This is a genomic window from Mesorhizobium sp. LSJC280B00, assembly GCF_000502835.1.
Classification (GTDB): domain Bacteria; phylum Pseudomonadota; class Alphaproteobacteria; order Rhizobiales; family Rhizobiaceae; genus Mesorhizobium.
Window position 1 is genome coordinate 25,892 of the sequence record NZ_AYVL01000047.1, and the last position, 10,217, is coordinate 36,108.

8 protein-coding genes are annotated in these 10,217 nt (G+C 62.1%); 6 read left to right on the forward strand and 2 right to left on the reverse strand.

What is annotated here, in order from left to right:
* Nucleotides 1–33: 33 nt before the first annotated feature.
* Together rpoC and X773_RS71330 are read left to right on the forward strand one after the other, a co-directional pair.
* The gene (rpoC, locus tag X773_RS71325; RefSeq protein WP_023680444.1) at nucleotides 34–4,230 is read left to right on the forward strand and encodes a DNA-directed RNA polymerase subunit beta'; all 4,197 of its coding nucleotides are present in this window, start codon (nucleotides 34–36) and stop codon (nucleotides 4,228–4,230) included.
* Between the two features lie 85 nt (nucleotides 4,231–4,315).
* A complete protein-coding gene (locus tag X773_RS71330; RefSeq protein ID WP_023680445.1) occupies nucleotides 4,316–4,981 on the forward strand; it encodes an O-methyltransferase in 666 nt (221 codons plus the stop codon).
* A 49-nt stretch (nucleotides 4,982–5,030) separates the two neighbouring features.
* Here the strand turns inward: X773_RS71330 and X773_RS71335 are convergent, their stop codons facing one another.
* On the reverse strand, nucleotides 5,031–5,960 hold the full coding sequence (locus tag X773_RS71335; protein ID WP_023680446.1) for a Gfo/Idh/MocA family oxidoreductase: 930 nt from the start codon (nucleotides 5,958–5,960) through the stop codon (nucleotides 5,031–5,033).
* A gap of 123 nt (nucleotides 5,961–6,083) precedes the next feature.
* Entirely contained in the window at nucleotides 6,084–6,365 is a 282-nt protein-coding gene (locus X773_RS71340) for a transcriptional regulator (RefSeq protein WP_023680447.1), read from the reverse strand.
* 463 nt (nucleotides 6,366–6,828) lie between these two features.
* Between X773_RS71340 and rpsL the strand changes: the two genes are divergently transcribed.
* The 4 genes from rpsL to X773_RS71360 all read left to right on the forward strand — a co-directional run.
* Nucleotides 6,829–7,200 carry a 30S ribosomal protein S12 gene (gene rpsL / locus X773_RS71345; RefSeq protein ID WP_006333356.1) on the forward strand — a complete coding sequence of 124 codons (372 nt, stop codon included), beginning with the start codon at nucleotides 6,829–6,831 and terminating at the stop codon, nucleotides 7,198–7,200.
* An 85-nt stretch (nucleotides 7,201–7,285) separates the two neighbouring features.
* Nucleotides 7,286–7,756, forward strand: coding sequence for a 30S ribosomal protein S7 (gene rpsG, locus X773_RS71350; protein WP_008875664.1), 471 nt, complete (start codon nucleotides 7,286–7,288; stop codon nucleotides 7,754–7,756).
* 30 nt (nucleotides 7,757–7,786) lie between these two features.
* A complete protein-coding gene (gene fusA, locus X773_RS71355; RefSeq protein WP_023680448.1) occupies nucleotides 7,787–9,877 on the forward strand; it encodes an elongation factor G in 2,091 nt (696 codons plus the stop codon).
* Nucleotides 9,878–9,944: 67 nt separating this feature from the next.
* The coding region (locus X773_RS71360) for a GTP-binding protein (protein ID WP_023680449.1) at nucleotides 9,945–10,217 on the forward strand (273 nt) is incomplete at its 3' end.

Consider the following 10,217-nt stretch of genomic DNA (forward strand, 5'->3'; position numbering starts at 1 on the left):
GGGGTTTTCGAGGACCCCGAAAAGGAGAACGGCATGAACCAAGAGGTCATGAATCTCTTCAATCCCCAGGCGCCTGCGCAGGTGTTCGATTCCATCCGGATCTCGCTTGCCAGCCCTGAGAAGATTCTGTCCTGGTCGTTCGGCGAGATCAAGAAGCCGGAGACCATCAACTACCGCACCTTCAAGCCGGAGCGTGACGGCCTGTTCTGCGCGCGCATTTTTGGCCCGATCAAGGACTATGAGTGCCTGTGCGGCAAGTACAAGCGCATGAAATACAAGGGCGTCATCTGCGAGAAGTGCGGCGTCGAAGTCACGCTGTCGCGCGTCCGCCGCGAGCGCATGGGCCATATCGAGCTGGCGGCGCCGGTCGCCCACATCTGGTTCCTGAAGTCGCTGCCGTCGCGCATCGGCACGCTGCTCGACATGACCCTGAAGGACATCGAGCGGGTCCTCTACTTCGAGAACTACATCGTTACCGAACCCGGCCTCACCGCGCTGAAGGAGCACCAGCTGCTCAGCGAGGAAGAGTACATGATGGCCGTCGACGAGTATGGCGAGGATTCGTTCACCGCCATGATCGGCGCCGAGGCGATCCACGACCTTCTGGCCGGCATGGACCTCGAGAAGATCGCCGGCGATCTGCGTTCTGAGCTGGCTTCGACCACCTCCGAGCTCAAGCAGAAGAAGTACCTGAAGCGGCTCAAGGTCGTCGAGAACTTCATGGAATCCGGCAACCGTCCGGAATGGATGATCATGAAGGTGGTTCCGGTGATCCCGCCGGATCTGCGCCCGCTTGTCCCGCTGGACGGCGGCCGTTTCGCCACGTCGGATCTGAACGACCTCTATCGCCGCGTCATCAACCGCAACAACCGCTTGAAGCGGCTGATCGAGCTGCGCGCGCCCGGCATCATCGTGCGCAATGAAAAGCGCATGCTGCAGGAAGCCGTCGATGCGCTGTTCGACAACGGCCGCCGCGGCCGCGTCATCACCGGCGCCAACAAGCGTCCGCTGAAGTCGCTGTCCGACATGCTGAAGGGCAAGCAGGGCCGGTTCCGCCAGAACCTGCTCGGCAAGCGCGTCGACTATTCCGGCCGCTCGGTCATCGTCACCGGTCCGGAGCTCAAGCTCCACCAGTGCGGCCTGCCGAAGAAGATGGCGCTCGAACTGTTCAAGCCCTTCATCTACGCCCGTCTCGACGCCAAGGGCTACTCCTCCACCGTCAAGCAGGCGAAGAAGCTGGTCGAGAAGGAGCGTCCGGAGGTCTGGGATATCCTCGACGAGGTCATCCGCGAGCATCCGGTGCTGCTGAACCGCGCACCGACGCTGCACCGCCTCGGCATCCAGGCGTTCGAGCCGATCCTGATCGAAGGCAAGGCGATCCAGCTTCACCCGCTGGTCTGCACCGCCTTCAACGCCGATTTCGACGGCGACCAGATGGCGGTCCACGTGCCGCTGTCGCTGGAAGCGCAGCTCGAAGCCCGCGTGCTGATGATGTCGACTAACAACATCCTGCACCCGGCTTCCGGTGCGCCGATCATCGTGCCGTCGCAGGACATGGTTCTCGGTCTCTACTATCTCTCGATCGTCAATCAGAACGAGCCGGGCGAGGGCATGGTGTTTGCCGACATGGGCGAACTCCAGCACGCGCTCGAGACCAAGGCGGTGACGCTGCATGCCAAGATCAAGGGGCGCTTCCGCACGGTCGACGCCGACGGCAAGGTCGTGTCGAAGATCTACGACACCACGCCTGGCCGCATGATCATCGGCGAGCTGCTGCCGAAGAACCACAACGTGCCCTACGAGACCGCCAACCAGGAGATGACCAAGAAGAACATCTCCAAGATGATCGACACCGTCTACCGCCATTGCGGTCAGAAGGAGACGGTCATTTTCTGCGATCGCATCATGGCTCTCGGCTTCAGCCACGCCTGCCGTGCCGGCATTTCGTTCGGCAAGGACGACATGCTGATCCCGGACGCCAAGATCAAGCTGGTCTCCGACACCGAGGCTTTGGCCAAGGAATACGAGCAGCAGTACAATGACGGTCTGATCACCCAGGGCGAGAAGTACAACAAGGTCGTCGACGCCTGGGCCAAGTGCTCGGAAAAGGTCGCCGACGAAATGATGGCCCGCATCAAGGCGGTCGAGTTCGAGGACAACGGCCGTCAGAAGCCGATGAACTCGATTTACATGATGTCGCACTCCGGTGCGCGCGGCTCGCCCACCCAGATGCGCCAGCTCGCCGGCATGCGCGGCCTGATGGCCAAGCCTAGCGGTGAAATCATCGAGACGCCGATCATCTCGAACTTCAAGGAAGGCCTCACCGTGCTCGAGTACTTCAACTCGACCCACGGCGCCCGCAAGGGTCTGGCCGACACCGCCTTGAAGACGGCGAACTCGGGTTACCTGACGCGTCGTCTTGTCGACGTGGCACAGGACTGCATCGTCAACTCGCTCGACTGCGGCACCGACAAGGGCCTCACCATGCAGCCGATCGTCGATGCCGGTCAGGTCGTCGCTTCGGTTGGTCAGCGCGTTCTCGGCCGCACCTCGCTCGACGACATCACCCACCCGGTCACCGGCGAGGTTCTGGTCAAGGCCGGAACGCTGATGGACGAGCGTGACGTGGAACTGATCGAAAAGGCCGGCGTGCAGTCGGTTCGCATCCGTTCGGCGCTGACCTGCGAGGTCAGGGTCGGCGTCTGCGCGGTCTGCTACGGACGCGATCTGGCCCGCGGCACTCCCGTCAACCAGGGCGAGGCTGTCGGCGTCATCGCGGCGCAGTCGATCGGCGAGCCGGGCACCCAGCTCACCATGCGTACCTTCCACATGGGCGGCACGGCGCAGGTGGTGGATTCCTCGTTCCTTGAAGCCTCGTACGAGGGCAAGGTCGAGATCCGCAACCGCAACGTGGTGCGCAACTCCGACGGCCAGCTGATGGTCATGGGCCGCAACATGGCGGTGCTGATCCTCGACGAGGCCGGCAAGGAACGCGCCACGCACCGCGTCACCTACGGTTCGCGCATCTTCGTCGACGATGGCGACAAGGTGAAACGCGGCCAGCGTATCGCCGAGTGGGATCCTTATACCCGCCCGATCCTCACCGAAATCGAGGGCAGGGTAGCGTTCGAGGATCTGGTCGATGGCATTTCCGTTCAGGAAACCGCCGACGAATCGACCGGCATCACCAAGCGCGAGGTCATCGACTGGCGTTCGACGCCACGCGGCAACGACCTCAAGCCGGCGATCGTCGTCCAGGATGCCAAGGGCAAGGTCGGCAAGCTGTCGAAGGGCGGCGACGCCCGCTTCCTGCTCTCGGTCGAGGCCATTCTTTCGGTCGAGCCGGGCGCACAGGTTCGCCCCGGCGACGTGCTGGCGCGTATCCCGATGGAAAGCGCCAAGACCAAGGACATCACCGGCGGTCTGCCGCGTGTGGCCGAACTGTTCGAGGCACGCCGTCCGAAGGATCACGCCATCATCGCCGAGATCGATGGCACGATCCGCTTCGGCCGCGACTACAAGAACAAGCGCCGCATCATCATCGAGCCGCATGACTCGACGCTTGAGCCGGTCGAATACCTGATCCCGAAGGGCAAGCCGTTCCATCTCCAGGACGGCGACGTCATCGAGAAGGGCGACTACATCCTCGACGGCAATCCGGCGCCGCACGACATCCTGGCGATCAAGGGCGTGGAGGCGCTTGCCTCCTACCTCGTCAACGAAATCCAGGAGGTCTACCGACTGCAGGGCGTGTCGATCAACGACAAGCACATCGAGGTGATCGTTCGCCAGATGCTGCAGAAGGTCGAGATCACCACGCAGGGCGATTCGACCTACATTCCGGGCGACCACGTCGACGTGATTGAGCTGGAAGAGGTCAATGAGCGCCTGGTCGAGGAAGGCAAGAAGCCGGCCGAAGGCCAGCCGGTGCTGCTCGGCATCACCAAGGCCTCGCTGCAGACGCCGTCCTTCATCTCCGCCGCTTCCTTCCAGGAGACGACGAGGGTGCTGACCGAAGCTGCGGTTGCCGGCAAGACCGACATGCTGCAGGGGCTGAAGGAAAACGTCATCGTCGGCCGGCTGATCCCGGCCGGTACCGGCGGTACGATGAGCCAGATCCGGCGCATCGCCACCTCGCGCGACGAGTTGATCATCGACGAGCGCCGCAAGGCGTCCGGCGTCGAGGTCGCCGAGCCGATGCTGACCGACATGGTTAACGCGGCGCAGTAAGCGCGCAAGCAAGAGAAGATAGAAAAGGGGCCTAAGTGGCCCCTTTTCGCATTTTTGGTTCCTCAATCGGATCGGAGAAGAAACGATGAGCAGGAAGATTTGGGCTTCTGTCGACGACTACATTGTCGAAGCTCTTTTCGAGGCGGATCCCGCTCTTGATGCCGTTCTGGCGGCCAACCATGATCAGGGCCTGCCGCCTATCGACGTTTCCCCGGCACAAGGCAAGCTGCTCTCACTTCTTGCGCGAATGCAGGGAGCAAAGAAGGTACTCGAAATCGGCACATTGGGCGGCTACTCAACAATCTGGATGGCGCGAGCATTGCCGATGGACGGCAAGGTCGTGACGCTCGAGCTTGATCCGCACCACGCCAGTGTCGCGCGGTCGAACTTTGAACGGGCAGGGGTGTCTGACCGTGTGGAACTGCGGGTCGGACCGGCGCTTCAATCGCTTGCGGCCTTAGGCGCCGAGAATGCCGGGCCGTTCGACTTTATCTTCATCGACGCCGACAAGCCGAACAACCCGCACTATCTGTCCTGGGCCATGCGTCTTTCGAGGCCGGGGACCGTCATCGTCTGCGACAATGTCATCCGTGACGGCGCGGTGGTGAATGAAGATGGTCGCGACGCCAATGTCGAAGGGGCACGCGCGGCGTTCTCGTTCATCGGCAGCGACAAGCGTCTGGAAGGCACCGCGATCCAGACTGTTGGCGCCAAGGGCTATGACGGCTTTGCAATAGCGATCGTCAATTGATTTTGTGCGGTGCGCCGACCAGACCTGCGATCCGGCCGGCGCCCACTCGTCAATCGAAAAAAGCTTCCACCACATTGCGCTTGCCCAGCATGAAGGCGTCGGCGACGTGCTGCAGGGGCGCGAGATCGACGTCGGAGGTGCCGGCGCGCACGATCTCGGCGAAGCGCTTGTAGAGCATCGGATATTCGGCTTCCGGCTCCTCGTGAACGACGCGGCCATCGATGGCGAGCTTTGAGCCGCCGCCAGAAAGCACCATCGATCCGGCCTCGGTATCGGCCAGGATGTCCCAGCTTTGCGGGCCGGTCTGACGCCAGTCGAGTTCCATCGTCACCGGCAGACCGTTCGAAGTGCGGAAAGCGATATGGGCGGCGATCGGGGCCGCGCGGTTTTCGGGGAAATCGAGTTCTGCCGAGCTGATAAACATCGGCGGCAGGATGTGGGTAGCGATCGACAGCCCGTTGATGCCGGGATCGAAGACGCCAAAACCGCCGGGAGCCCAGATCCACTCCTGGTTCGGATGCCAGCGGCGCACGTCTTCCTTCCAGTTGATAGCGGCCGACCTGATAGTTGTCGATCCAAGGAATGCGCGCGCAGCTTCGACAGCTGGCGCATAGCGCGAGTGCCAGCTGGCGAACAGGCAGACGCCGTTCGCTGTCGCCAGCGTCTTCAGGTCTTCGACCTCGCTGACCGTGGCGCCGGGCGGCTTTTCCAGGAAGACATGCTTTTTCGCCGTGAGCGCCAAGCGCGCGGCGTCGTAACGAAACTGCGGCGGCATGCACAGCGACACCGCCTTGAGCTCTGGCGTTGCGTCGAGCATCGCCTCGATCGTCGGGAAGTTCGGGATGTCCTCCACTTTGCCATGCCGGCTCGCTGCAGCAACCAGGCGATAATCCTGGTCCTTCGCCAGCGCCGGCAGATGCTGGTCACGGACGATCTTCCCCACGCCGACGATGCCGAGCTTGATGGGATTAGAGGACATGGGAGCTCCGCAGGTTGAGTGTGCTTGGTTTTGCCAGAGGTCGCTTCTTAGCAGAGAACTTGTGCCGGGCAAGTCGCCGGGCTTTGTCGCCGGCCCGTGAGATCGACCGCGATTCAGATCTCTTCAGATCGGCACATCGAACGTCACGATCGACACTTCGCCTTCGAGCGCGCCCTGATAGGCGGACAGATGCGGCTCCTCGTCCGGCACGCCGTCCATGTCGCCGATCTGATCGAGCTCGGCCTCGGCATAACCTTCGGCGGCAAGCGATTCGAGAGCGCGGCGCACCGCCGAATCGTCGTCCGGCGCGACCAGCATCACATGCACGCCTTCCGGCTTGCCGCCTTTGCGCTTCCACACCCGGCCGGTAATAATGGTGACCGGGCGCTCCTCATTGTCATTCACGGGTTCGTACCTCCGGGCGAGGGGGTTTGGGCGTGCTCATGCCGCCTTTTCGCACGAAGCACGGCCTGGAAACAGCCGCAAGCCGGTCACTTTCTGGCTTCCTCTTGAAAAACGGCGCAAGAAAATTACATGCGCTTTTCGCATGGCTGCCACGCCTCGGGTTCAGCGCAATATTTGCCGCTCCGGGGTTGACGGACAGTGGTCATACGAGTAGAAGCCGCCCAGTCAGAACCGATGTGAGGCTCTTGCTTCAGAAGCGACACGCTTTGGAGTTTGCCTCAAACAGGGTTCGTTTTACGAGCGAAAAGACATTTCCGGCGTGCATGAAGCGGCTTCCGCTTCCTCTGCCATTTGTTCGGGCAAGACCGCGAGGCGCGGTTTGTGGCCCGAATTTGCGTATGGAAATGACGCTTTGAGCGGCCCTGACCGGGCGAGACACGGAATTGAGAGACAAGAGGGTTTAATGCCTACCGTCAACCAGCTGATCCGCAAGCCGCGCATTGCGCCGGTGAAGCGCAACAAGGTCCCGGCCATGCAGCAGAACCCGCAGAAGCGGGGCGTCTGCACGCGCGTCTACACCACGACGCCGAAGAAGCCGAACTCGGCGCTGCGCAAGGTGGCCAAGATCCGCCTGACCAATGGTTTTGAGGTGATCGGTTACATCCCCGGCGAAGGCCACAACCTTCAGGAGCACTCGGTGGTGATGATCCGCGGCGGTCGCGTCAAGGATCTTCCGGGCGTCCGTTACCACATCATCCGCGGCGTGCTCGACACGCAAGGCGTGAAGAACCGCAAGCAGCGCCGTTCGAAATACGGCGCCAAGCGTCCGAAGTGACCGAAGCGTAGCCAAGGTCGTTCCGGGCGGCGTCAAGCGACGATCCGGGATCCAGGCCACCGCGTAGAATTGAGGCAGAGAAAAAATGTCCCGTCGTCACAGTGCAGAAAAGCGTGAGATCAATCCGGACCCGAAGTTCGGCGATCTGATCGTCACCAAGTTCATGAACGCCGTCATGTATGACGGCAAGAAGTCGGTTGCCGAGACCATCGTCTACGGCGCGCTCGACCAGGTTCAGTCCAAGACCAAGCAGGAGCCGGTCACCGTCTTCCATCAGGCGCTCGACAATGTCGCGCCGCATGTGGAAGTGCGTTCGCGCCGCGTCGGCGGCGCCACCTACCAGGTTCCGGTCGACGTGCGCCCCGAGCGCCGTCAGGCATTGGCCATCCGCTGGCTGATCGCCGCCGCCCGCAACCGCAACGAGACCACTATGGTCGACCGCCTCTCCGGCGAGCTGATGGATGCGGCCAACAACCGCGGCACCGCCGTCAAGAAGCGTGAAGACACCCACAAGATGGCAGAAGCCAACCGCGCTTTCGCGCACTACCGCTGGTAAAGCGCGAACGAGACTGAAGAGGCACCTCCCATGGCCCGCGAATATAAAATCGAAGACTACCGCAATTTCGGTATCATGGCGCATATCGACGCCGGCAAGACGACGACCACCGAGCGCGTCCTCTATTACACGGGCAAGTCGCACAAGATCGGGGAAGTCCACGACGGCGCTGCCACCATGGATTGGATGGAGCAGGAGCAGGAGCGCGGCATTACCATCACGTCCGCCGCGACCACGACCTTCTGGAAGGGTCGCGACGGCAAGATGCACCGCTTCAACATCATCGACACCCCCGGCCACGTCGACTTCACCATTGAGGTCGAGCGTTCGCTGCGCGTGCTTGACGGCGCCATCGCGCTGCTCGACGCCAATGCCGGTGTCGAGCCGCAGACGGAAACCGTCTGGCGTCAGGCTGACAAGTACCGCGTGCCGCGCATGATCTTCTGCAACAAGATGGACAAGATCGGCGCCGACTTTTACCGCTCGGTCGAGATGATCGGTTCGCGCCTAGGTGCGCATGCCGTCGTCATGCAGCTGCCGATCGGCGCCGAGACCGAGTTCAAGGGTGTCGTCGACCTCGTCGAGATGAACGCGCTGGTCTGGCGCGACGAGACGCTGGGCGCTGCCTGGGACATCGTCGAGATCCCTGCCGACCTCAAGGCTCGTGCCGAAGAATACCGCGAGAAGATGATCGAGGCCGCCGTCGAAATGGACGAGACGGCGCTCGAGAATTACCTCGAAGGCAAGATGCCGAGCAACGACGAGATCCGTGCGCTCATCCGCAAGGGCACGATCGCGGTGAAGTTCTATCCGATGTTCTGCGGCTCGGCCTTCAAGAACAAGGGCGTGCAGCCGCTGCTCGACGCCGTCGTCGAATATCTGCCGTCGCCGGCCGATGTCCCGGCCATCAAGGGCGTCGACGCCAAGACCGACGCCGAGATCGAGCGTCATGCAGACGACAACGAGCCGCTGTCGATGCTTGCCTTCAAGATCATGAACGACCCGTTCGTCGGTTCGCTCACCTTTGCCCGCATCTATTCGGGCAAGCTCACCAAGGGCATCTCGGTCGACAACACCGTGAAGGGCAAGAAAGAGCGCATCGGCCGCATGTTGCAGATGCATGCGAATTCGCGCGCCGACGTGGAAGAGGCGTTTGCCGGCGACATCGTCGCCCTCGCTGGTCTCAAGGACACCACCACCGGCGACACGCTCAGTGATCCGCTGCATCCGGTCATCCTCGAGCGCATGGAATTCCCCGATCCGGTCATCCAGATCGCCATCGAGCCGAAGACCAAGAACGACCAGGAAAAGATGGGTCTCGCCCTTCACCGCCTGGCCGCCGAGGATCCGTCCTTCCGCGTCAAGACCGACGAGGAATCGGGCCAGACGATCATTTCCGGCATGGGCGAGCTTCACCTCGACATCATCGTCGACCGCATGCGCCGCGAGTTCAAGGTCGAGGCCAATGTCGGCGCGCCGCAGGTGGCCTACCGCGAGACGATCACCCGCAAGCACGAGCAGGACTACACGCACAAGAAGCAGACCGGCGGTACCGGCCAGTTCGCCCGCGTCAAGATACTGTTCGAGCCGAATCCGGAAAGCAGCGAATTCGAGTTCGAAACCAAGATCGTCGGCGGCGCTGTGCCGAAGGAATACATCCCCGGTGTCGAAAAGGGCATCAACAGCGTCATGACCTCGGGCCCGTTCGCCGGCTTCCCGATGATCGGCGTCAAGGCGACGCTGATCGATGGCGCCTACCACGACGTGGACTCGTCGGTTCTGGCCTTCGAAATCGCCGGCCGCGCCTGCTTCCGTGAAGCAGCCCCCAAGCTTGGCGTGCAGTTGCTCGAGCCGATCATGAAGGTCGAAGTGGTGACGCCGGAAGATTACGTCGGCAGCGTTATCGGCGACCTGAACGGCCGTCGCGGCCAGATCCAGGGCCAGGAAGCCCGTGGCGTGGCTGTGGTCATCAACGCGATGGTGCCGCTCGCCAACATGTTCAAATACGTGGACAACCTTCGCTCGATGAGCCAGGGCCGCGCGGCCTACACGATGCAGTTCGACCACTACGAGCCGGTCCCGACCGCGGTCGCCCAGGAAGTCCAGAAGAAATACGCGTAACTCGAAACGAGTTGCATCAGTAACTTAATTCAAGGCCCGCACGGGCTGGCAGGAATGGAGAGATCACATGGCAAAAGGTAAATTCGAGCGCACTAAGCCTCATGTGAACATTGGCACGATTGGTCACGTCGACCATGGCAAGACGTCGCTGACGGCGGCGATCACCAAGTATTTTGGCGAATACAAGCGCTACGACCAGATCGATGCGGCGCCCGAAGAGAAGGCGCGCGGCATCACCATTTCGACGGCGCACGTCGAATACGAGACCGCCAACCGCCACTATGCCCATGTCGACTGCCCCGGCCACGCCGACTATGTGAAGAACATGATCACCGGTGCC

Bases quoted from the DNA above. Each gene is read 5' to 3' on its own strand.
- X773_RS71335 (WP_023680446.1), bottom strand. From the start codon at position 5,960: ATGTCCTCTAATCCCATCAAGCTCGGCATCGTCGGCGTGGGGAAGATC.
- rpsL (WP_006333356.1), top strand. From the start codon at position 6,829: ATGCCTACCGTCAACCAGCTGATCCGCAAGCCGCGCATTGCGCCGGTG.
- rpoC (WP_023680444.1), top strand. From the start codon at position 34: ATGAACCAAGAGGTCATGAATCTCTTCAATCCCCAGGCGCCTGCGCAG.
- fusA (WP_023680448.1), top strand. From the start codon at position 7,787: ATGGCCCGCGAATATAAAATCGAAGACTACCGCAATTTCGGTATCATG.
- X773_RS71330 (WP_023680445.1), top strand. From the start codon at position 4,316: ATGAGCAGGAAGATTTGGGCTTCTGTCGACGACTACATTGTCGAAGCT.
- rpsG (WP_008875664.1), top strand. From the start codon at position 7,286: ATGTCCCGTCGTCACAGTGCAGAAAAGCGTGAGATCAATCCGGACCCG.